25 protein-coding genes are annotated in these 21,539 nt (G+C 59.4%); 20 read left to right on the top strand and 5 right to left on the bottom strand.

Annotated elements, in window-relative coordinates; translation table 11 throughout:
- The first annotated feature begins 466 nt into the window (after positions 1 to 466).
- Together Q0P52_RS11960 and Q0P52_RS11955 are read left to right on the top strand one after the other, a co-directional pair.
- Positions 467 to 3,619, top strand: coding sequence for an EAL domain-containing protein (locus tag Q0P52_RS11960; protein WP_293762618.1), 3,153 nt, complete (start codon positions 467 to 469; stop codon positions 3,617 to 3,619).
- Between the two features lie 181 nt (positions 3,620 to 3,800).
- Positions 3,801 to 5,162 (top strand): FAD-binding oxidoreductase, encoded by a 1,362-nt coding sequence (locus tag Q0P52_RS11955; protein WP_293762616.1) that lies wholly within the window; start codon positions 3,801 to 3,803, stop codon positions 5,160 to 5,162.
- A 75-nt stretch (positions 5,163 to 5,237) separates the two neighbouring features.
- On the opposite strand, the gene Q0P52_RS11950 is transcribed toward Q0P52_RS11955, so the two are convergent.
- The gene (locus tag Q0P52_RS11950; RefSeq protein ID WP_293762614.1) at positions 5,238 to 5,591 is read right to left on the bottom strand and encodes a hypothetical protein; all 354 of its coding nucleotides are present in this window, start codon (positions 5,589 to 5,591) and stop codon (positions 5,238 to 5,240) included.
- A 222-nt stretch (positions 5,592 to 5,813) separates the two neighbouring features.
- Between Q0P52_RS11950 and Q0P52_RS11945 the strand changes: the two genes are divergently transcribed.
- The 17 genes from Q0P52_RS11945 to Q0P52_RS11865 all read left to right on the top strand — a co-directional run bounded on the left by Q0P52_RS11945 (position 5,814) and on the right by Q0P52_RS11865 (position 15,502).
- Positions 5,814 to 6,203, top strand: coding sequence for a hypothetical protein (locus Q0P52_RS11945; protein WP_293762612.1), 390 nt, complete (start codon positions 5,814 to 5,816; stop codon positions 6,201 to 6,203).
- Positions 6,200 to 8,335 (top strand): replication endonuclease, encoded by a 2,136-nt coding sequence (locus tag Q0P52_RS11940; RefSeq protein WP_293762609.1) that lies wholly within the window; start codon positions 6,200 to 6,202, stop codon positions 8,333 to 8,335. Before Q0P52_RS11945 ends, Q0P52_RS11940 begins: the two co-directional genes overlap by 4 nt.
- Positions 8,336 to 8,740: 405 nt before the next feature.
- Complete coding sequence (locus Q0P52_RS11935) at positions 8,741 to 9,238, top strand: hypothetical protein (protein ID WP_293762607.1); 498 nt, start codon at positions 8,741 to 8,743, stop codon at positions 9,236 to 9,238.
- On the top strand, positions 9,228 to 9,839 hold the full coding sequence (locus Q0P52_RS11930) for a hypothetical protein (protein ID WP_293762605.1): 612 nt from the start codon (positions 9,228 to 9,230) through the stop codon (positions 9,837 to 9,839). The genes Q0P52_RS11935 and Q0P52_RS11930 overlap by 11 nt, the downstream gene beginning before the upstream one ends.
- 274 nt (positions 9,840 to 10,113) lie before the next feature.
- Positions 10,114 to 10,944, top strand: coding sequence for a major capsid protein P2 (locus Q0P52_RS11925; RefSeq protein ID WP_293762603.1), 831 nt, complete (start codon positions 10,114 to 10,116; stop codon positions 10,942 to 10,944).
- A gap of 10 nt (positions 10,945 to 10,954) precedes the next feature.
- On the top strand, positions 10,955 to 11,266 hold the full coding sequence (locus Q0P52_RS11920) for a hypothetical protein (RefSeq protein ID WP_293762602.1): 312 nt from the start codon (positions 10,955 to 10,957) through the stop codon (positions 11,264 to 11,266).
- Between the two features lie 3 nt (positions 11,267 to 11,269).
- Positions 11,270 to 11,518, top strand: a complete 249-nt coding sequence (locus Q0P52_RS11915; protein WP_293762600.1) for a hypothetical protein — start codon at positions 11,270 to 11,272, stop codon at positions 11,516 to 11,518.
- On the top strand, positions 11,515 to 11,892 hold the full coding sequence (locus Q0P52_RS11910; protein ID WP_293762599.1) for a hypothetical protein: 378 nt from the start codon (positions 11,515 to 11,517) through the stop codon (positions 11,890 to 11,892). The genes Q0P52_RS11915 and Q0P52_RS11910 overlap by 4 nt, the downstream gene beginning before the upstream one ends.
- The gene (locus tag Q0P52_RS11905) at positions 11,882 to 12,322 is read left to right on the top strand and encodes a hypothetical protein (RefSeq protein ID WP_293762597.1); all 441 of its coding nucleotides are present in this window, start codon (positions 11,882 to 11,884) and stop codon (positions 12,320 to 12,322) included. Before Q0P52_RS11910 ends, Q0P52_RS11905 begins: the two co-directional genes overlap by 11 nt.
- Position 12,323: 1 nt before the next feature.
- Entirely contained in the window at positions 12,324 to 12,887 is a 564-nt protein-coding gene (locus Q0P52_RS11900; protein ID WP_293762595.1) for a hypothetical protein, read from the top strand.
- Positions 12,884 to 13,381 carry a phage tail protein gene (locus Q0P52_RS11895; RefSeq protein ID WP_293762593.1) on the top strand — a complete coding sequence of 166 codons (498 nt, stop codon included), beginning with the start codon at positions 12,884 to 12,886 and terminating at the stop codon, positions 13,379 to 13,381. The genes Q0P52_RS11900 and Q0P52_RS11895 overlap by 4 nt, the downstream gene beginning before the upstream one ends.
- 9 nt (positions 13,382 to 13,390) lie before the next feature.
- Positions 13,391 to 13,639, top strand: a complete 249-nt coding sequence (locus Q0P52_RS11890) for a hypothetical protein (RefSeq protein WP_293762591.1) — start codon at positions 13,391 to 13,393, stop codon at positions 13,637 to 13,639.
- Between the two features lie 63 nt (positions 13,640 to 13,702).
- On the top strand, positions 13,703 to 14,170 hold the full coding sequence (locus Q0P52_RS11885; RefSeq protein WP_293762589.1) for a transglycosylase SLT domain-containing protein: 468 nt from the start codon (positions 13,703 to 13,705) through the stop codon (positions 14,168 to 14,170).
- Between the two features lie 27 nt (positions 14,171 to 14,197).
- Positions 14,198 to 14,605: a hypothetical protein gene (locus Q0P52_RS11880; protein WP_293762587.1), complete on the top strand. Its 408-nt coding sequence runs from the start codon at positions 14,198 to 14,200 to the stop codon at positions 14,603 to 14,605.
- Positions 14,606 to 14,630: 25 nt separating this feature from the next.
- Positions 14,631 to 15,008, top strand: a complete 378-nt coding sequence (locus tag Q0P52_RS11875) for a hypothetical protein (protein WP_293813717.1) — start codon at positions 14,631 to 14,633, stop codon at positions 15,006 to 15,008.
- A gap of 177 nt (positions 15,009 to 15,185) precedes the next feature.
- A complete protein-coding gene (locus Q0P52_RS11870; protein WP_293813716.1) occupies positions 15,186 to 15,356 on the top strand; it encodes a hypothetical protein in 171 nt (56 codons plus the stop codon).
- On the top strand, positions 15,353 to 15,502 hold the full coding sequence (locus Q0P52_RS11865) for a hypothetical protein (RefSeq protein WP_293762578.1): 150 nt from the start codon (positions 15,353 to 15,355) through the stop codon (positions 15,500 to 15,502). The genes Q0P52_RS11870 and Q0P52_RS11865 overlap by 4 nt, the downstream gene beginning before the upstream one ends.
- 132 nt (positions 15,503 to 15,634) lie before the next feature.
- On the opposite strand, the gene Q0P52_RS11860 is transcribed toward Q0P52_RS11865, so the two are convergent.
- Positions 15,635 to 16,159 carry a hypothetical protein gene (locus Q0P52_RS11860; RefSeq protein ID WP_293762576.1) on the bottom strand — a complete coding sequence of 175 codons (525 nt, stop codon included), beginning with the start codon at positions 16,157 to 16,159 and terminating at the stop codon, positions 15,635 to 15,637.
- 716 nt (positions 16,160 to 16,875) lie between these two features.
- Between Q0P52_RS11860 and Q0P52_RS11855 the strand changes: the two genes are divergently transcribed.
- Positions 16,876 to 17,928 (top strand): NADP(H)-dependent aldo-keto reductase, encoded by a 1,053-nt coding sequence (locus Q0P52_RS11855; protein ID WP_293762573.1) that lies wholly within the window; start codon positions 16,876 to 16,878, stop codon positions 17,926 to 17,928.
- A 79-nt stretch (positions 17,929 to 18,007) separates the two neighbouring features.
- On the opposite strand, the gene Q0P52_RS11850 is transcribed toward Q0P52_RS11855, so the two are convergent.
- The 3 genes from Q0P52_RS11850 to recJ form a co-directional block, all read right to left on the bottom strand.
- Positions 18,008 to 18,262 carry a hypothetical protein gene (locus Q0P52_RS11850; protein ID WP_293813715.1) on the bottom strand — a complete coding sequence of 85 codons (255 nt, stop codon included), beginning with the start codon at positions 18,260 to 18,262 and terminating at the stop codon, positions 18,008 to 18,010.
- A gap of 84 nt (positions 18,263 to 18,346) precedes the next feature.
- Positions 18,347 to 19,831, bottom strand: coding sequence for a DNA recombination protein RmuC (gene rmuC / locus Q0P52_RS11845; protein WP_293762568.1), 1,485 nt, complete (start codon positions 19,829 to 19,831; stop codon positions 18,347 to 18,349).
- Between the two features lie 11 nt (positions 19,832 to 19,842).
- Positions 19,843 to 21,537: a single-stranded-DNA-specific exonuclease RecJ gene (recJ, locus tag Q0P52_RS11840; RefSeq protein ID WP_293762565.1), complete on the bottom strand. Its 1,695-nt coding sequence runs from the start codon at positions 21,535 to 21,537 to the stop codon at positions 19,843 to 19,845.
- Between the last annotated feature and the right edge of the window lie 2 nt (positions 21,538 to 21,539).

Genomic DNA, 21,539 nt, shown 5'->3' with positions numbered 1-21,539 from the left:
TTCCCCTTTTTGTTTGCGCCTCTTGGCGGGTGCGGCAAGAGAACAAAAGAAAAAGCCCAGCGCTGAGGGGGAGGTGCGCTGGGCCAACAAGAGCATCGGGGAGGGTCCCTTATTCACTGTAGGCCATGCTGGCCAACTTCCAATAAGTAATAACACTTATTCTCATTTGCCAAATTCGAGCGAGGATGGCCGCGCCTTTCCCGCGCCGAACCTTCAGTGCGGCGACACTAAACCCGTACTTTACTATCAGAGTGCGAGGCATCGAAGAAACTGCGCGGGCAAGCTCTTGTGCCAGCTCAACAGTGCTCAGTGGCATGAACCGGTGATTGGCCTGTTGACAATACGTGGTATCGGCAACGCCGGACATGAGCATGTCGCTACCGTAACGGCAGGGTTTGATCCATAATCCTAAATATTATGCCAATTTGATAAACAGTCCCGCAACACCATAAACAAAGTCTGAGCAATGCTGACCGTCAAACGAAAACTGCTGGTGCTGACCGGGTATTACTGGCTCATTCTGCTGGCTTTTCTCGCCTTTGTGGTCAGCTTTGCCCTGTATGTCCATGCTGAGAAAGCGATTGATCACGCCAACGACAATCGCCATCTTTCCCTGATGCTGACGCATGAATTGCGCCAGTCTTCCGAAGATCTCACCCGCATGGTGAGAACCTATGTCGCAACCAGTGATGCAGGTTACAAGCGTCACTATGAAGAAATCCTCGCCATCCGCGACGGTCGGGCAAACAGGCCGGTGGATTACCAGAACGTGTATTGGGACCTGGTGTTGGAAGACGATCGCCGGCCCGAGCCGGCGCAGCCTGGCAAGCCCTTGCTGCAACGCATGCGGGACGCCGGTTTCACCGAGGAAGAAATGAATTTGCTGTCTCAGGCCAAAGCGCACTCCGATGCGCTGACCCGTACTGAGAGGCAGGCCATATCGCTAATGGAAAACGGGCAGGGCGATATGGAAAGCCGTCGCCGGCAGGCCATCACCATCCTGCACGATCGCGCTTACCACCATGCCAAGGCCGCCATCATGGCGCCGATCGCCGCCACCGAACGGCAGGTGGAGGCGCGTACCGGCAAGGCAGTCAGCGATGCGGAAGCCTACGCCTTGCGCATGCGCTATCTCTTCATCGCATTTGGTCTGCTGCAGATGCCCTTGCTGTGGGGCTTGCGGCGGAATGTCCGCGAGGTGCTGGGCGGCACGGTGTCGCAACTGCATGGCGCTATCGAGAAACTGGGGCGCGGCGAGTTCTCTGCCGAAGATGATGCAGAAGGAGGCGGCCCAGCCAATCGCAACAGCGTGTTGAGCTGGGTGGTGGAAACCCGGCGCAAGCTTGCCCAGCTGGATAGACAGCGTCATGAAGCCGACCGCGCCAACCATCGCCTCACTGCCCTGTATACCGCCTTGTCGCAGTCCAATCAGGCCATCGTGCACAGCAAGAGCGAACTGGAACTGTTCCAGCGAGTTTGCGAAGCCGCAGTCAGATATGGCGGCATGAAAATGGCGTGGGTGGGCATGTGCGATGAGCTTGGCGGCGTTATCGAGCCGCTGTGCGCATACGGTGAGGGGACCGACTACGTCGGCAGCCTGCGATTGCTTACGGAGGAGGGCAGTCCGCTCAGCCATGGCCCTACCGGACGGGCTTTTATTGAAGGGCACCCCGTCTGGTGCCAGGATTTTCTCCACGACCCGCTCACTGCGCCCTGGCATGAACGCGGCGCGCAATACGGCTGGGGTTCTTCCGCTGCGCTGGCATTGAAAAGGGATGGCCGCAGCATAGGCACGCTGACGCTTTACAGCAGCGAATGCAACGCGTTCGACGAGCCGGCACGCAAGCTGATCGAAGAAATGGCGATGGATCTGAACTACGCGCTGGATAGTTTCCAGCGTCAACGCGAAGCGCAAGGCGCTGCACTGGCGCTACAGCGAAGCGAGCAGCGTCTGCGCACCATCATCGAAACCGAGCCGGAATGTATCAAGGTGGTTAGCGCCGAAGGCGCGCTGCTGGAGATGAACGCCGCGGGCATGGCCATGCTGGAGGCGGACTCCTTGGAGCAGATTCAAACGCGTGGGTTATTGGCTTTTATCGATCCGGCGTACCACCAGGCCTTCATTGATCTCAATCAGCAAGTGATGACCGGCAAAAGCGGCACGCTGGAGTTTGAAGTCACCGGTCTGCGCGGGTCGCGCCGCTGGCTGGAAACCCATGCAGCGCCAATGCGCGGTGAAAATGGCCAGATCAGCATGACGCTGGCCATCACGCGCGACATCACATTGCGCAAACAGAATGAGAAACGCATTCAGTACCTGGCGCACTATGATGTACTGACCGGGCTGCCCAACCGTACCATGTTGGCCGAACAGGCCGCCAAGGCGCTAGACGAAGCCGGTGCGGCTGGTCGGCAACCTGCCTTTATTTTTCTGGATATAGATCATTTCAAGGATATCAACGACTCGCTTGGGCACCGTGTTGGCGATGCCTTGTTGGTGCAATTGGCCGAGCGATTGAAGGCGGCCGCACCGGCCGGCAGCCTGCTCGGGCGGTTGGGCGGCGACGAATTCACCTTGTTGCTGCCGGATGCCAACGCAGAGTCAGCCGCTACTGCCGCTGGCGAGTTGTTGCGCCTGATCGGCCAGCCCTATCAGGTGGAGGCATACAATCTCAGTTTGTCTGGCTCCATGGGCATTGCACTATACCCCAAGGATGGCCGTGATCTGGATACCTTGACCCGCCGCGCAGACGCCGCCATGTACCAGGCCAAGCGCGCCGGCCGCGACTGCTACCAGTTTTTCACCGCCGCCATTCAGCATCAGGCTGAACGCCGCCTGGTCTTGCTCAACGCCTTGCGCGGTGCGCTGGAGCAGCAACAGATGGCGCTGCATTTCCAGCCGCAGATTCGTATTGCGGACGGCGCATTGATAGGCGTTGAAGCCTTGCTGCGATGGCATCACCCCGACCTGGGCGCAGTATCCCCTGCCGAATTCATTCCGGCCGCCGAAGAGAGCGGGCTGATCCTGCCGATAGGCGAGTGGGTCCTGCGCGAAGCGGTGCGGCAAGCCATCCGCTGGCGCAGGCAGGGTATTGAACTGGTCATGGCGGTAAACCTGTCCGCGGTGCAGCTGCGACAGGCGGATTTGCCAGATCGCGTGGTGCGCATCCTTGCGGAAGAAGATTTGCCTGCTTCCGCTCTTGAACTGGAGTTGACCGAGGGGGCGGCGATGAGTGACCCGCAACAAGCCATCGAAGCCTTGAATGCGTTGCATGCGCACGGCGTGCGCGTGTCCATTGACGATTTCGGAACGGGTTATTCCTCACTAAGCCTGCTTCGACAGTTCAAAGTCGGCAAACTCAAGATCGACCAGAGTTTCGTGCGCGACATCAGCGTGGATGCGGATGATCACGCCATTGTCGCCGCCATCATCCATATGGCGGAAAGTCTTGGCTTGTCAGCTATTGCCGAGGGCGTGGAAACCGAAGAGCAGTGCCGGCTGCTGTCAGAACTGGGGTGCGGCGAAGGGCAGGGCTATCTCTTCGGCAAACCCATGTCGGCGGCAGCGTTCTCGAACTGGATCGCCGAGCGCAAGCGCGGACAAAAAAATGCCCCCTGACGGGGGCGAAACACTGTGCGATATCTGCTGAGCAGTTGGTTCACACTTAGGCAAGTGATACGGTAGAGACAATAATCCGCCCATAATTAAACCGTACGGTACGGTTTATACGCAAGCCACTTAGCGCTGTCAATCGGCAAATGCCGCGCCATTGCCAGCAGCGCATGGCAGAAAGCAAGACATGACTCAAAACGCCTACGCAGACATTCTCCGCCAGCCTTTCAGCTGGATAGACAATAGTGCGAGCCTCCCAGCCATGGCCGACGCCATCATCATTGGAGCAGGCGTGGCCGGGGTGTCGGCTGCGCTGCATCTGACCAAGCGCGGCTTGCGAGTAGTGTTGTTGGAGAAGGGCTTGGTGGCGGCGGAACAATCCAGTCGCAATTGGGGTTGGGTACGGCAGCAGGGGAGAGACCGGCGCGAACTGCCTTTGATCGTACGCAGCCTGGCCATCTGGGAACAATGGCAAGCCGAGCTGGATACGGATCTGGGCTTTCGTCGCACCGGCCTGATCAGCTTGACGCGCGAGCCCGCCGAATTGGCTCGATGGCAGCGTTGGGCCAAGCGCGGCAGGGCTGCCGGCATTGACGTGCTGGAGCTTAACGGCGCGCAGGCAGAGGCTGCCTTGCCATCCAGCGGCGCACCATGGATTGGCGGATTGCAGACGCCAACAGACGCCAGGGCGGAGCCTGGCATTGCCGTTCCTGCGCTGGCTCAGGCGGCATGCCGGGCCGGGACTTCCTTGCATCAACAGACAGCTGTAAGGCGATTGCTGGTGGAAGACGGGCGTGTAGTGGGAGTGGAAACTGAAAAAGGGCAGGTGCGATCGTCACGGGTATTACTGGCAGGCGGGGCTTGGAGCAGCCTGTTCCTGCGGCAGCACGGAATCAGCCTGCCTCAGTTGAATGTGCGCGCCACCGTGGCGCGCACCACGCCAGCACCGGCGATTATTCCGGGGACGTTCTGCGCCAGCGATTTTTGCCTGCGCTACCGGGAGGATGGCGGCTTTACGCTCACGCTGCTGGAGGGTGAGCAACACGACATCGGCCCGGACAGTTTTCGTTTCTTCAGGCAGTTTTTCCCGTTGTTGGCGAAAAACTGGCGCCACATGCATCTGAATGCCTTGCCGGCAAGCTATGTGCAGCAGCGTCGCTGGCAGGCCATGCCGCCAACTCAAGGTGAAACGGTTTTTGAACGCGAGCGCATCTATAACCCGCAGCCGGACATGCGTCAGATCGACGAGGCTATGCGCCGCTTCAAGCTGGGCCGCCCGGAGTTGGCCGACGTTCAACTGGCGGCTGCCTGGGCCGGGCGTATCGATCTCACCCCGGATCTGGTGCCGGTTATTTCAGCGGTAAGTGCCTTGCCAGGCCTGGTGGTGGCAACAGGATTCAGCGGCCACGGCTTTGGCATTGGCCCCGGCGCGGGAGAGTTGGCGGCCGACTTGCTGATGCAAACCGGCCCGACTGTCGATCCTCACGAGTTCAGATTGTCGCGTTTCAGCGATGGCAGCCCCATGTTCATAGACCCGGATGTGATCTGAGCCTTGTATGCGGGCCGCCTGTGCGGAAGACCACTTGCATGACATAAAACATAAAGACGCATAATATATAGTCTGCTATGCATATGTCCTGACGAATCTTACGGCAGGCTGAAGCCATTTCACGTCCAGATTTTTTCTAATGTTTTCCTCAAGTTGCGCGCCGCCGACATCCTCCCAAAGGCGCAGCCATACCTCCTTTTCCTCCTTGGAGTGCGAACGCTCGTAGTGTGTCGAGATATACAGGTACTTCGCATCAATTTCTATCAGCTCAGCCACCAAATTACAGATGTTTTGGTCTAGGAAAGTTTTCCGAGTGCGGTAACTAGACACTGTTCCAGTGGAAACACCAAGGATTTTCGAAACAGCGTAATCGGATTGCGCGCAAATCTTTGATTTCAGAACGGAAAGCCATTCGATGGAGGTCAACATATTCAAAAATCCCTATAGGTTGATGCCCTCTTTATAGCTGGGCAGAGTAAAAAAGGAAATCCTCAGGGGGTGTCGAAGTACGTCGGAAAACCGCTATACCATTGGCTCCAGCGGTCCGGTGAAATGACTGACACCCAACTGATCATGCAGACATCATGCGCTGGGCCGCGTTCCTGAAACTTACAAACCGTTACCGTTACGGTGGAATTCGGCGTGGTCAGCATGGAAAATCAAGAAATACGCGAATGTCATTTCGAAGCGATGGCAGCAATTGCCGGGATTCTCGAAAAGGCGGACGCCATGAAGCCGGCCAAAACCCAGCAACAGCCATTCCATCGTGACGCCTTGCAATCGGTCTCTACCCTGCAAGCGCAAACCCTCTCCCCCTCTCAGCTCGACGCCATGGCGCAAGTTCAAACAGCGCTCCGCATGATCATGGAATTGGAAAAGCAGGTGAACGCCACGATGCTGGCGGCAAAGCTGGAGGTGTCGCCGCTGATGATTACGCAATGCGGCCAACTCTGGCACCAGTTCGAGGGCCTGCTTTTCAGTCACAACATCGCCTCCGCAAAGCTCCGCAACGGGCATAGCAAGGTGCGCAAGGCTGCATGATGCTGGCCGTACCGCGTACAGAGGCCGGTTTCCGCTGGCCGGTGGCCGATTGGGTGCGGGAGCCTATCGAATGGGCGCAACTGCCGGAGCGATTCAACAAGGCCATCGTGCGGGAATACCGCCGTCGCGCTGACGCAAAGCGGCCGGGAGCGGCAGTCAAGGCGGACGTCTGGGTTTCTCGTGTGCTGCATGACATTTGCCCGCATGTCGATTTCAACGATTGCGACGCGGACCTAGTTGCGAAGGCAAACGACGCGGCGCAGGAAGCCGAAGAAACCCGCCGCAAGGTGGAAGCAGCGGCGGCGGTGGGGTTCTGCCAATTGCTACCGTTGGCTGACCTTTGCCGCGACAAGGGCGTTTCCATGCCACAGGGCAAGACGCTGGCCGCGAAGTGGGCGCGGGTGATCGATGCCAGATGGTGGCGCAAGCAATTCCGCACCCGCCAGCGCCAGACAGTCGAAAAACTTCACATCGACCTAGGCCACGTAAACCGGGTGCGCGGGCTGTTCTGCTCGCATGAAACCGTTTCTGCACGACTGGCACAGAACGCCAGAAACCGGGCCTTGCTTGCATCCATGCAGGCAATCAACGAGATGGGCCAGGCATTCACCCTTGAGGAACTGGCCGAAGTGTCGACCAGCAACAAGGCTATCCGCCGCGCTGAACTGATGACGCGCATTGCTGGCTTTGAGTTGATCGCCATCGGCATGGGGCATGCCGCCGAGTTCTACACGCTCACCACGCCATCAAAGTTTCATGCCTTTCACGAAGAGGGGCACCAAAACGCCAAGTGGCAACGAACCTATGCCCAAGAGGCGCAGAAATACCTGTGCAAAGTCTGGGCGCGCATACGTGCTGCCCTCAGCCGTAGCGGCCTGAAAATCTACGGTTTTCGCGTGGCGGAGCCGCATCACGACGGCACAGTTCATTGGCACATGCTGTTTTTCATGGAAGCGGCGGCAGTCGCACAAGTGCGCGAAATCATGGCGCGCTATGCGCTGGCGGAGGATGGCAACGAACGCGGCGCGAAGGAACACCGCTTTACCGCCAAGGCTATCGACTGGAGCAAGGGAAGTGCGGTTGGTTACATCGCCAAGTACATCTCCAAAAACATCGACGGCATGGGCGCAGATGGTAACGGCATTGGCGCGGAATTCGAGGCGGATAGCCCGATGGAAGCGGCCGAAGGTGCGCAGCGTGTTGACGCCTGGGCCTCAACGTGGGGCATTCGCCAGTTCCAGCAGATCGGCGGGCCGCCTGTCACGGTTTGGCGCGAGTTGCGCCGGGCGCAGTTGACCGGCGAAGAGGCCATGCAAGAGCAATTGGCCTATGTGCTGTGGCGCGAAGTCCGTGGCCTGCCGCCCGGCCCAAAGTCCGTACTGGATGAAGCCGTCGAAGCGGCAGACGCCGGGCACTGGAATACGTTTGTTCGCCTGATGGGTGGGCCGTTCAATCCGCGCAAAGACATGCCGCTGAAAATCGTGCGCGAAGAGTCTGACGAAGAAACTCGTAACCGTTACGGGGAAATCGTTAAGGGAAAGCTGGTCGGCGTCATCGAAGATGCGTCGGGCCAGTTCGTTACAACGCGTGTGCATGAGTGGGTTTTGCAGCGATGCGGCGAAGCCGCGTCGCCTTGGACTCGTGTCAATAACTGTACGGATACCGAAAACCGCCAGCTTTACGACGTGGAATTGCCCGAAGGCTGGCGCGAACTGATGGCCGTCAACGGCGGAGCGCCGCTGACGGAGCCGGAGCATTACCTGCCGCTTGAGCCTCGCCCGTTACGGGAATACGAAACCGGGGCCATGCAGCAGGCAGAAGAGGATGCAGCCTATCAACGTGGGGTTGATTGGGGGCTGCATAGAAGCCGCGCAGCATTGCGCGGATGGAAAAACGCCGGCTTAGCCGGGATAAGGAACCGTGATGGAAACCGCTCTGAAGCAATTGCAGGATGCGGCCGACGCGCTGGCGCTGGCCAACATGATGAACGCCCAGCCGCGAGCGACCGCGTTCGCCAAGGCGACAGCGGGCGCGCTGGAGGCGATGGCAAAGAAATTGACCGAATTCGAAACGGCGCTGGAGGGCTTGGCGCAAGCATCGAAAGGGCGCGCTCATGGCTAAGGGGGATTTGATCGGGCACATGGATTGCCCGTGCTGCGGCAGTCAAGCCGATGTCAACGAAGATAAGAACGGCCGGCCGCTGATGTTCTGCCGCCATGGCTGCAAGGCCCAGCTTTTCACGCGCAGGCCGGAGCAAGCCGAAGGAATGTTGTCGCGCATTCGCCGAGCGGTGGTGCAAGCCGTTGACGACAACAAGCCGGAGCCGGCAAAGGGCGGTTTCTGGGAAAACCTGACGGGGGTCGCATGAAGCTGCGTGACTTGAGCAAGGTCAGCATGTGGCAGCTGATGGCAAGCGCCGGTTGCGTGCAGCCGGCTTTCCACTTGGCAGGAGTAAGCCCTGTGTGCGTCCGTCCGGCACCGGGCAGGGTGAGCGGCGTTGCCGCGGCGAAACGTCAGAAACGGAAAGGAAAGAAGTAATGGCAAAAGAAGATCAAGGCGCGGAAGTGGTGTCCGACGAACTCAAAAACCCGGAACTGGATGCGCTTGTCGCGCAGCATGAGCCGGTCGCGCAGGAATACCAGCCGGGCGAAGCGCCGGCACCGGCCAGCATGGGCAATGCCCAATGTGTAGCGATGGGGCTGGAAATGGCGGTGTCGATGGGTAAGCACTATTTCCCGTCGCTGGAAAACACGGCACCGCCTGAAAAGTGCCAGGCGGTGGCAGAGAGCGTTGGCGCGGTGCTGGACAAGTACGGCGTGGCGGCTGGCGGCTGGCTCAGTCAGTACGGCGCGGAACTGGCTGCGCTGGTGACGTGCTCCACCTTTGGTTTTGGCGTCTATGCGGGCATCAAAGCGGACATCGCGGCGCGGGCTGCGGAAAAGCCCAAGAAAGAGCCGGCGCCGGCCGCTGACATGCAGGAAGCGCCGAAGCAGGAGAGCGACCTGCCGGGCTGGAGTGCGGTGAATGTCGGCTAAGGGATGTGACAACACCGCCCATATCGAGGCCGTCATGGGCGCGTCCGGTTGCGGGAAGTCGCACTATGTCAAAAGCCAGATCCGCAAGGCCAAGCCGCAACGGTTGATCATTTGGGATGCGCGGGAGGAATACGGCGACTTTGCGAAGCCGACAACCAGCCTTGCCGACGTGCTGGGCGGTTTGCGCTCCGGCAAGCGGGTGAAGCTGGCATATCGGCCCAAAACGATGGACGAGAAGGTGTTGCGCGCCAAGTTCGAAACGCTGTGCAAGATCATCTTTGCAGCGGGCAATGTCACATTCATTGCCGAAGAACTGTCGGACGTCACAAGCCCGTCATGGGCACCGGGGCCATGGCGGCAGATCAGCACCCAAGGGCGGCACCGTAAGTTGACCGTGTACGGCACCAGCCAGCGGCCGGCCAGCATCGACAAACACTTTTTGGGCAATGCGACCCACGTCAGGACGCACCGTCTCAACTATCAGGCTGACCGGCAGGCGCTGGCGCAGTTTCTGGATATCAGCGTGGATAGGGTGGTGGCGTTGAAAGGGTACGAATTCATACAGAAAGACATGCGCGACGCCGTGTTGACGGCTGGCTAGTGTATCCGGTGCGCAACAGAAACCGGCCGTGCGCCGGTTTTTTTTCGCCCATTTTCCCGTAACCGTTACGGGAAAGGGGGGATTGAGGCGGGGAAGGGGCGCGGATAGCCTGAGGGCTCTTTCGTTAAACAACCCCGACAGGGAGGGGAAAAAATGCCGAATGTTAAGCAAATCACCGCAATGGCCATTCCGGTTGCCATCATCATGGCGTTGGTGTGGCGCGTTGGTCCGGTGCGCAAAGTCGTTATCGGCCAGTAACCGTTAAGGGCGCAACATGACCAAGTACGTTCAAAAGTGCAACCCGTTCTCCAATGTGACCGCGAACGGCGTCGCCACTGTCAGTCTGCAAACCGGGCCGACTTACAAGCGCATCATCATGGCGTTGGGCGGCACCACGTTCCAGAAGTCGCACATTGCTGACATCAAGGTGAAAGTGCAGGGCAAAGTCATCATTCAGGCCAGCGGCTCGGATTTGGACTTGATCAACAAGTTCAAGGGCATTTACGACGATCCGGGTTTTCTGACCATCGACTTTTCCGAAATCCGCGCTCGCACCATTAACGGCGAAATGCTGGGCGCACTGGATACCACGCGCATCAGTTCGTTCACGCTCGAAATCAAGATTGCCGGCGCGACCGCACCGACGCTGGACGCGTGGGCAGAGCTGGATGACCCGCAAGCCGGTTCTGCGGATCGCGGCGTTGAATACATCGTACACAAGCTGATCCAGTACCCGGTGTCGGCGGCAACGTCCGGCCTGTTCAACATCGACAGTCTGCCCAAGGGCGATACTGGCACGCTGTACAAGCGCATCCACGTAATCGGCCCGGGCGGCACCAATCTGGTGAAGAACTCCACCGTCAAGGTCAATGGCCTCGTCGTGCATGAAAGCAGCGACGCCTTGAACCGTTTCCGACAGCAGGAATACAAGCGCGTGCCCCAGGCATCCATGCACACCATTGATTGGGTGCTGGATGGCAACCAGTCGAACATGCTGGATACGCGAGGCAACAGCGTGCGCAACCTGCAACTGCTGCTCGATCTGAGCAACTCCGGCCAGATGTACGTTTATGTCGAAGCGGTAGACGCCATCGGCAACCTGTAAGGGGGAACGTATGGACCCGGAAACCTTTATGGGCGCGACGGAAGGCTTGATGGACAGCGGCGGCGGTGGCGGCGGTGGCGGTTCGTGGTTCGATGGCTGGAACACGGTTTTACAAAACACCGTGGGCTATGCGGCAAAGTCCGTCATCGATGCCGAATACAACTACCCGCACGACATCGCACAACGCCAACTCGCGCTGCAAGGCAACGATGGCGAGACATTCACCGCTGGCGACGTCAAGAAAAGCACCGTCACCAAGGCCATGCCGTGGCTGCTGATCGGTGGCGGGCTGGTGCTGGCCGTCCTGTTGCTGAGGAAATAACCGATGTGGGGCATGGTAGCAGGGCAGGCAATCGGGGCAGCGGGCAAAGTGATGTCCGCCCCCGGTGCGGGGCCATCTTCGGCGCGTAACAGTTCCAGCAGCGACAACAGCAGCGCGCAGAAGGGGGTGATGGATGGCAGTAACTGGACGGTCAACTACGGAAACATGGCGCAGTCCAGTCCGGCCAACCTGATGTTGTATGCCGGGCTGGCGCTGGCCGGCCTGATTCTGTGGCGGAAGTTCGGCAAATGATCGTCCGGCGCGTGGTGGATGCCTCGCCGCACTTGCTGCGGATGCTGGAAAAGGCGGTGAAGCACGATCCGACCGTTAGCGAAACGGCGCAAGTCTTGCAGGGTGCTGCGTTGTTTGCAGTAGAGCAGGGCGGCCGGGATGTGGCGGCATTCGTGCTGCGATGGGAAGGGCCGGAGTGCGTTGTAGTGGCCGCTGGCGGGAGTCTGCCGGGGGTGTCGCTGCTGGACGTGATCCTGCCGCACATCGAAAAAAACAGCCAAGCCGAATTTGTACGAATTCACAGCGCAAGGCCGGGCATGGCTCGGAAACTGGCGCAACACGGTTACGGCGTGGCCGAAATCGTCTACAGGAAGGGGGTGAACAATGGGCGGTAAATCGTCTAGCAGTTCGGCCAGCTCGACAACAAATAACACGTCGAGCTCTTACAGTTCGACCAGCCAGGACAACCGGATTTCGCAACAAAGCGGGGTAGCCGTATCGGCATCGACGGGGACTACCGTCAACGTACTGGACGGCGGCGCAGTGGCGGGGGCGATTGATCTGGCGAAATCCGGCAGGGAGTTGGCAAACAAGGAATTTTCCGAAGTGGTCAACGCCGGCAAATACCTGCTCGACAAAGCCTACGCGGAAACGGACGCAACGCGGGCAAGCGTGAAAGAAACACTCGCCAGCGTTGGCACCATGTACCAGACGGCGCGGGAAACGGAGTTATCGAAAGATGCACAATCTACTAAGCAAATTCTCACAGTTGCTGGTTTCGCCGTGGTGGGATTGGCCGCTTTGCAGGCTATGAAAAAGGGCTGACATGCAGACTACCAGCCAGATTTTGAACGCCGGCCAGATGCTGGCATTAACGCAGCCGGGTTCCTATTTCCAGATTTTCGAGAGCTATTCGCCTGTGACCGTGCGATTCATGCGCAACGGCAAGGTGCTGATGCAGGCTGACGACATGGAAGCCGGTTTCTACGCTGAGCCGGGCGAAGGCTTTGACCGCATCGAACTGACCAGCGCTGTGCAGCAGCGCGTCAAGGTGGGTATCTCTGACGGATCGGGCGGCACGAACCGCATGACGGGCGATGTTGTGGCAACCATCAAAACGGCGTCGTCAGTGCTGAACAAGCCGATTACCAATGTGGGGACGGCTGAAACGGCTGTCATCACGGCGAGAAGCGACCGCATTGCATTCCGCGTGCTCAACAGTGGCAGCACCAACATTGCATTGGGCGGGCCAGGCATTACCTACGCAAGCGCCGTCATTGTGCTGGCTGCGGGTGAAGTCTGGCAGGAAGAGACCGCACCCGGCGCGGCGTGGTCGGCAATCAGCGATGCCGCTGGCGGCGTTATCAAGGTGCAAGAGTTGCTTGTATGAGGCGCTCGCAAAAGTTCAAACGAAAGACCGGTACGGCCGGGCTTGTCAATTCGGAAGGGTCTATTTTTATGGCGGGTGAAATCGTCCACTTTGCTGGCGGATCGGTATCCGTGCCGGTTGGCTGGTTGAAGTGCAACGGCGCGGCGGTGAGTCGCAGCACCTATGCGGCACTGTATGCCGTGCTGGGTACGCTCTACGGTGCGGGCGATGGCGTCAACACCTTCAACTTGCCCGACTATCGCGGAGAGTTCCTGCGCGGTCTGGATGACGGGCGCGGCGTAGATGCTGGGCGCATGCTCGGTGCGTTTCAGGCCGATGACCTCAGGTCGCACGGCCATGCGCAAAACATGTCTGGCGGTCCGGGCACTTACATTGGCTATCAGCAGATTTCCGGGCAGGACTATCAAGCAGGCTGGAATATCAGAACGGCTGCAACGGGCGGCAGCGAGACGCGGCCGCGCAACGTCGCGGCGCTGGTGCTGATCAAGTACTAAGGGAAACCCATGCCGAAGATCATCTATCACTACGAGCCGAAAACCGGCCGCTATATCTGCCAAGGCGTGGCGGATGAATGCAACTTTGAACCCGGCACTTACATTGTGCCGGCTTGCGCCACGTTTGACCCGGTGCCCACGGTGGCCGATGGCCAAGCGGCGTTTTATACGCCGGCATTCTGGGAAACCGGCATCGCCAAGGAAGAGGGCGGCGCGTGGCGCGTGGAAAACATCATTCAACAGGAAGGACAGCAGTAAATGGCAAATTTGGGTGCACGTGTAGACGTAAAGCGAGCAGCATCTGACCCGGCAGGCAGTGGCATGCCGCTGGTGATGGACGGAGAGCGTATTCCCGATGACAAGGGCTACAACGCAATGATCATCAAGGCCGCGCAGAAGTACGGCGTACCGCCCGGGATGGCACTGCGCCAAGCTGACCAAGAATCGCGCCATTTTGACCCGGCCGTCATCAGCGGCAAGGTGAAGTCCAGCGCCGGCGCTTCCGGCCTGTTCCAGTTCATGCCGATTACGGCCAGGAATCTGGGCATCGATCCGACCAAGCCGGAGGCGGCAACTGATGCTGCCATGGCCTACATGGCGCGCTTGTACAAGAAGTTCGGCGATTGGAAAAAAGCTGTCTGGGCCTACAACTGGGGCGAGGGCAATGTGGCCAAGTACCTGAAAGGCGAGAAAAAAGCCTTGCCGCTGGAAACCCGCATGTATGGCTTGATTGTGGTGGACGGTTACACAGCCACACAAGCCAGCAAAACGGGTGCCGGAGTGCTGTAAGCTATGCGCTTTGCGTAGGGGGCAACAATGGCACTCAGTAAGACGGAAACCATGGTAATGGTGGCGGGGCTCGCGTTTGTGGGCTTCATGCTGGCAAAGAAAATTCAGCAAGAGGGCGGGGCACCGAGAGAGTTTTTAGACGGACTCACGTCGCCGATTGTTGGCCTGCTGCAGTCGGATGAGAATCAAGACAATGCACGCATTGACAATGCGATGAAGCGATTTGCGCTTCAAGCAGGGGCAACATGGGATGACGTGCAAAAGATGTTCTCGGAAGACTTGGGCTCAGGTGGCGTATATGACGGAAAGTTCCCTAGTGATGGGTCGCCGGTACATGGTCCAACGGGAATTTTTGCCAATGCAGGCGGAGCAGACGGACCGGCGTATACCGTGATTGATGATGAACCATACTGGAACGTAGGCAATGGACGCTAGCCGGCTGCTAAAACAGATTCCGCCCATGGGCTGGCTGGCGCTGGCCGGTGGCATTGTGGCGGTTTACCTGCTCAAGAAAGCCGGCGAAACGGTGCCAATCGTCATCGACAAAGTGTCGGAGGCGCTGGACAACGGCGCGTTGAACGTCACCAGCCCGAACAATGTTGTCTATGGCACTGCGAGCAAGGTAGATCAGTGGTTTGGCATCATCGACAAGGGCGAAACGCCTGGGACGCAGCTTTACAAGTGGCTGCACCCGAATGAAGACAAGATGATTGCCGACTGGCTGGCCGGCAAAACGAAGGGCATCGGCCCGGACAAGAAAGCCAGCGCGGCCGGCGCGGCAAATGATCAAGTCACAAAAACCAAGGCGCTATATGGCGGCGCGGGGGGTAACTGGTGAGTAACGAACAATGGGCGCTGCTGGCGATTCTGGCCTTTGCGTATTGGAAATTCGGCACACAGGACAAAGCGACCGCAAGCGCGGCGACGTCCGGTGCTGGTAACGCGGCTCCGGCCGCAACTGTGCCGCCGACCTCTGCGGGGTGGGCGGATATCAAACTGACCTTGTAAGGGGGAAATGATGGGCAATCTTTTCAAACGGCTGAAAGAGCCTTCCAGCGCGGCCGGTCTGGCTGCTGTGATCAGCAATGCGGCGGGCATGGCGTCGGGTACGCCGGCCGCTGTTGCCGTGCCGGCGATGCTGGCGGGCCTGTTCGCTATCTTCATGCCGGAGAAAGCGGCCGCATGATGGCAGACTTGCTGCCAATCCTGCTGACTGGCGCGGTGTCCGGGCTGGTGACGTGGGGCGGCCTGCGCGTCGAACTGCGCTACCTGCGGCGCGATGTGGACAAAGCGCATACTCGCATTGACCGCATGCAAGGCATTCCGGCATGAAAAGCGATATCAAGGCGGTATTGCTGGCCGTGGTGGCGACGGTGGTCGGTGGTTTGATCCTGCAACGCATGCAGCAGGGTTCGAAGTGGGACAAGTTCTAACGGCCCGGCAAGGCCGAACCGTCATAGCCGTTTAGACGGGTAGCGGAATCACATCCGCGATAGGCACGCGGCTTTCATTGCTCGCGGGCTTCAACAAGTGGGAAGCAGGGACAGAGATATGTGTCAGCTCCGGATTCTTTACAAGGGCACGCTGCACAATCTTTCTGAGCATCCACCAGTTCTTGACATCTCGTGCGGTAATCCCGTCTTTCCAGTGTGCGCCGGGCGGCACCAACACCAAGCCGTCATTGCCGCGCATCAGCAAGAAATCCTCAAACTCTCGATAGGCTCCGGGCAGTGACATGCCTTTGCGCTGGCGCATGATTTCGAAGGCCATCCAAGGGATACGGGCCTCGCCACGCCGCCAGCGGCCGACCGTTGCGGGGGAAACGCGCAACGCCTGGGCGATTTCAGGATCACGCATGCCAAAGGTGACAATCTGCCATTCACGCGCATCCACCCATGCGCGGCGCTGTAGTTCATTGCTTGCTGCGGCGGCCCGTTGACGCCTGCGTGCAACACTTTTCCTGCTCTTGTTAGATGTTTTAGTTTTCATCACGATGTTCTATGTATGGGTTTTGTTATATGCCGCATAAGTGCCACGGCAGGGCAAATTTTACAATGTGTGCCAATTTCGTAATGAATTTGCACAAAGCCAAAAACGGGCACGGAACATGCTTCGAAAGTGCGCATAATATATATTATGTCAAATTATGGATCCGCAAATCCGTTGCGGCGTTGCAACGTGCTTTCACATGGAATACTCACTCGGGCGAAGGGAGCCCATAACAGACCTGGTGCAAAACCATGCGTAAAAAGCTTCCGTGGTGTGAGTTTGGCTGCAGCCCTGCCGATCTGGTCAGGGCTGTTTGTTTTGGTGACGTTGAAGCCGTGGCCAGCGAGTGCGGCCTCGAGGCGGCCCAGCTTGGCCGTTGGCGATCCGAGCGCTATCCGGTCCCAAGGTGGGCCTACGTCCGGGAGTCTCGATTGAGTCCTTGCTGTGCAAGGAGTGCCAAAGACGGGTATTACAGTTTTGGCGCAAAGGCGGTTACCTGCGGTGCAAAACCCTCAACATGAGACAAAAGACGGATATTGCATCGTCGGCGACATTGCCTTGAACGGACACGCCTGATTGCCACTCGGCGCTACTCGCGTCCATGCATTGTCTTGCCCGGCCGCGGCATAAGCTCATGCAGGAAAGCGCTAACATCCGGCAGGGTGGATGTTTTAAGATGAGCGATCCACCCACCCTTCCCTTTTCATCCGGACAACATGGAATACCGCAAACTGGGCCACACCGATGTGGCTGTCAGCGTCATTGCCCTGGGCACCATGACCTGGGGCGAACAAAACACCGAAGCGGAAGCGCATAGTCAGATGGACCTGGCGCTTGAGCGCGGCGTGAACCTTTTTGATGCCGCCGAGATGTATCCGGTGCCGCCGAGGCCGGAGACGCAAGGGTTGACCGAGCGCTATATCGGCAGCTGGCTGGCCAAGGGCGGTCGGCGCGACAAGATCGTGCTGGCCAGCAAGATTGTCGGGCCCGCCTCCGACCCCAAACGCCCGGGCCATATCCGCGACGGCAAAGTGCATTTCAATCGCCAGCATCTGACGCAGGCGCTGCACGACAGTCTGGAGCGGCTGCAAACTGATTATCTCGATCTGTATCAGTTGCACTGGCCGGACCGCAATGCCAACACTTTCGGCGTGCTGGGCTATCCCTGGCAGGATGACGCGCCTGGCAGTACGCCTATTCGTGAGACGCTGGCCATCCTCAAGGAGTTTGTCGATGCCGGCAAGATTCGCCACATTGGCGTCTCCAACGAAACACCTTGGGGGCTGGCCCAGTTTCTGCGCGCCGCAGATGAGCTGGATCTGCCGCGCGTGGTGAGCATCCAGAATCCGTACAGTCTGTTGAATCGTCTTTATGAGGTGGGTTTGGCGGAATTCAGCCATCGCGAAGGCGTGGGTTTGCTGGCGTATTCCCCGCTGGCTTTCGGCGTACTGAGCGGCAAGTATCTGAACGGCGCCAAGCCTGCCGGCGCACGCCTTACGCTGTTTGAGCGCTTCACCCGCTACAGCAGCCCGCAAGCAGGCGCGGCGGCGGCGGCGTATGCGGCATTGGCGCAAAAGCATGGTCTGTCCCCTGCCCGGCTGGCGCTGGCCTGGGTCAATAGCCGGCCGTTTGTCACCAGCAACATCATCGGCGCCACATCGCTGGCTCAGCTGGAGGAGAATCTTTCCAGCGTTGACGTAGCACTGCCGGATGCGCTGTTGCAAGAGCTGGAGGCTATTCACGCAGGCATGCCCAATCCTTGCTGCTGAGCCCCTTCGGCCAACCTTGGCGTCGCAGGAAAAACAAAGCCCCCTTGTCGGGGGCTTTTCGCATTTTGCGGCTGAATGCTTATTCTACTTCGCGCTCACGCAGGTAGGTGGCGTAGGAGAAGATCGGCCAGCCGGCGTTCAGAGCCTGTTCCAACGTCAGCTGTTGCGGAGCCCAGCCTTCCGGCTGTTCGTCGTCGAATTCGCCGAATACGTCGTACAGCAGCGCGCCCAGCACGTCGTCCAGCTCGTCGGCGGACTTCATCTGCACGATGATGAAGTCGTACATTTTTTCCCATTCATCGGAATTGCGCATCGGGATCTTAAAGAAAACCATTCTGTTTCTCCTGTGAGGGACAGTGCGAAAAATTGAGCGGACGCCAGCTTACCGCAGGCGGGCTTTGTCCGCCATGCCGGTGATTCAGTTTTCGTCGTCGGCCGCCGCGTCATCCAGCAGGTGACGCGGTAATTGCTTGTTGTTGCGGATGCCCATGGCGCGCAGTTTTTCGGCGCGAGTCAGCAGGTTGCCGCTGCCGCTGGATAGCTGTTTCATGGCGTTGTTGAAGGTGTCGCGCGAGGCATCCAGTTGCTTGCCCAGCTTTTCCATATTGTCTACGAAGCCGGCCAGCTTGTCGTACATTGCGCCGCTTTGGCGGGCGATTTCCTGCGCGTTCTGGTTCTGGTATTCGTAGCGCCAGATGCTGGCCACCGTGCGCAGCGTTGCCAGCAAGGTGCTGGGGCCCACAATCATGATGCGGCGCTCAAAGGCTTCGCTGAACAAACTCATGTCGTGCTGAACCGCCAGCAGATAGGCCGGCTCCACCGGGACGAACATGAAAACGAAGTCCACGGTATTGAGCTTGTAGAGATCCTGATAGCGCTTTTCCGACAGCGAGCGAATGTGCTGGCGCAGCGCCGCCGCGTGGGCTTTCAATTCGGCTTCGCGTTCCGCCTCATCGGTGCTGGCGGCGTAGCGCACATAGGCATTGAGCGATACCTTGGAGTCCACCACCAGATGCTTGCCTTCCGGCAGGTCTATCACCACGTCGGGTTGATAGCGTCGGGCGCCGTCTTCGGTTTCCAGCGTGTCCGACACTTGTACGCGATATTCGCGATCCCGGGTAAGGCCGGAGGTTTCCAGCACCTTTTCCAGCACCATTTCGCCCCAGTTGCCCTGTGCCTTGTTGTTGGAGCCGGTCAGCGCATTGGTTAGCGCCACCGCATCCTGGTTCAGTCGGGTATTGAGTTCTTGCAGACGACGCAATTCCTGCTCCAGCGTCAGCCTTTCCTTGCTGTCCTTGTCGTAGGTGTCTTGCACCAGCTTGCCGAATTGCTGGATGCGGTCGTGCAACGGATTGAGCAATGCGCCCAGATTTTGCTGGTTTTGTTCGGTGAAGCGTTTGGATTTTTCTTCCAGAATGTCCGCCGCCAGCGCTTTGAATTGATTGCTGAGCGCTTCGCGCGCCTCGGCCAACATGGCCAGCTTCTCCTGCGTCTGCAGGCGCTCCTGCGCCAGCAAGGTTTGCAGTTCCTGCTCGCGGCCAGTCAGCCGGGTTAGCTCGTCGGTGAGTTGCTGCTGCCGTTGCTGCTGTTGCGCCAGCTGTTGTCGCCACTCCTCCACCTGCTTGCCCTGTTCTTGGCGCGCCGCCCAGTGGGCGGCGGTTTGCTGCTGGGCTTCGGCCAACTGTTGCCGCTGCTGGCGCAGCTCTTCTTCCAGCCGGCTTTCACGCTGATCCGCCTGCTGCTGTTGTTGGCGCAAAGCATCCTGCTGAGCCTGCAGGCCGGCATTTTGTGTCAGCAGCGCATCCAGCGCCGCGCGCTGTTCCGTCGCCAGTCTGGCGCGGCCGGCAAACCAGGCTGCCGCAGCGCCCAGCAGCAGGCCGATGAACAAAGGCAGGAACATCATGGCGATTCCTTTCAGAGGACGGCTTCTTGCCAGTGCTGCAGATAGATCTGCAGCTCCTTGCGCCCTTGCCACTCGTTGGCCACCAGTTGATACACCGCATCGATGTTGTCTGGCAGCCAGTCGGCGTGATTGAAGATCATGGCGTCGAACTCCTGGCCCTGCTTTGCGATGCGCAGTTTGAGGTGTTTCTCGCCTACCATGCGCTGGCTCATCACGGCGAAACGGTCATGGAAGTACGGCACGGGAAAGCCCTGCCCCCAGACCTCCGCTGCCAGCTCTTCGGCAAACCTCAGGTGGATTTCGCGCGCGTCCAGGCTGCCGTCAGTTTCTATGGTGCGCGTCAGCTCCGCCTCGGGCAGCAATTCGCGCGCCACGGCCTCGAATGCTTGCTGGAACTCGGCAAAGCGCGCCTCCGCCACGGTCAGACCAGCGGCCATGGCATGACCACCGAACTTGAGAATCAGGCCGGGGTGGCGTTTGAACACCAGATCCAGTGCATCGCGCAAATGAAAGCCGGGAATGGAGCGACCCGAGCCTTTGATTTCGCCTTCGTCGCCGGGGGCGAAAACGATGGATGGCCGGTGGAAGCGCTCTTTCAGGCGCGAGGCGACAATGCCCACCACGCCCTGGTGCCAGTCGTCGCGATACAGGGTGAGTGTGTAACGATGGGCCGGGTCGATCGAAGACAGGACGGCCAGAGCCTCATCCTGCATGCCGTGCTCGATCTGTCTGCGTTCGCGGTTGAGACGGTCCAGCTCTTGCGCCAGCGCCACGGCTTGCTGTTCGTTGCTGGCCAGCAGGCAGGCAATGCCCAAGCTCATGTCGTCCAGCCGTCCGGCGGCGTTCAGGCGCGGTCCCAGCGTGAACCCCAGGTCGAAGGTATTGGCCTTGTGCGCAGCCCGACCGGCTACGCGGAACAAGGCGGCGATGCCTGGTGTCATGCGCCCGGCGCGCATGCGGCGCAGGCCATTTTCCACCAGAATGCGGTTGTTCTGATCCAGCCGCACCACGTCGGCCACCGTGCCCAGGGCCACGTAGTCCAGCAGCTCGCCCAGATTGGGCTCCGTCTGCCCTTCAAACATGCCGCGCGCACGCTGTTCGGCGCGCAGCGCCATCAGTACGTAAAACATCACGCCGACACCGGCCAGGTTCTTCGACGGAAAAGCGCAGCCCGGCTGATTCGGGTTGACGATGAGCGCGTCCGGCAATTCGTCGCCGGGCAAATGATGGTCCGTCACCAGCACTTCGATGCCGCGGGCCTTGGCGGCGTTGACGCCGGCCACGCTGGCGATGCCGTTGTCCACGGTGACAATGATGTCCGGCTGCTTGTGCGCCGCCAGTTCGACGATTTCCGGCGTCAACCCGTAACCGTACTCAAAGCGGTTGGGTACGATGAAGTCCACCACCGCGCCCAGCATGGCAAGGCCTTTCACTGCCACGGCGCAGGCGGTGGCGCCGTCGGCGTCATAGTCGGCCACCACCAGCAGTCGCTCGCGGTGATCGATGGCGTCCGCCAGTCGCCGGGCCATGGGCTGGATGTTTTTCAGATCGTGGTAAGGCAGCAAGGCTTTCAGCGTGTAGTCCAGCTCGGTGGAGCCGGCGATGCCGCGCGCGGCGTACAGGCGCGCCATCAAGGGGGTAAGACCTTGCGCCACCAGTGCGCCATGGGTGTCTGCCGGGATGTTGCGGGCAATGATTCGGGACATGC

It is taken from the genome of uncultured Aquitalea sp. (assembly GCF_945957525.1).
GTDB lineage: Bacteria > Pseudomonadota > Gammaproteobacteria > Burkholderiales > Chromobacteriaceae > Aquitalea.
Note: the sequence above shows the minus strand (reverse complement) of the source record. Positions and strands in the feature narration are given on the sequence as shown.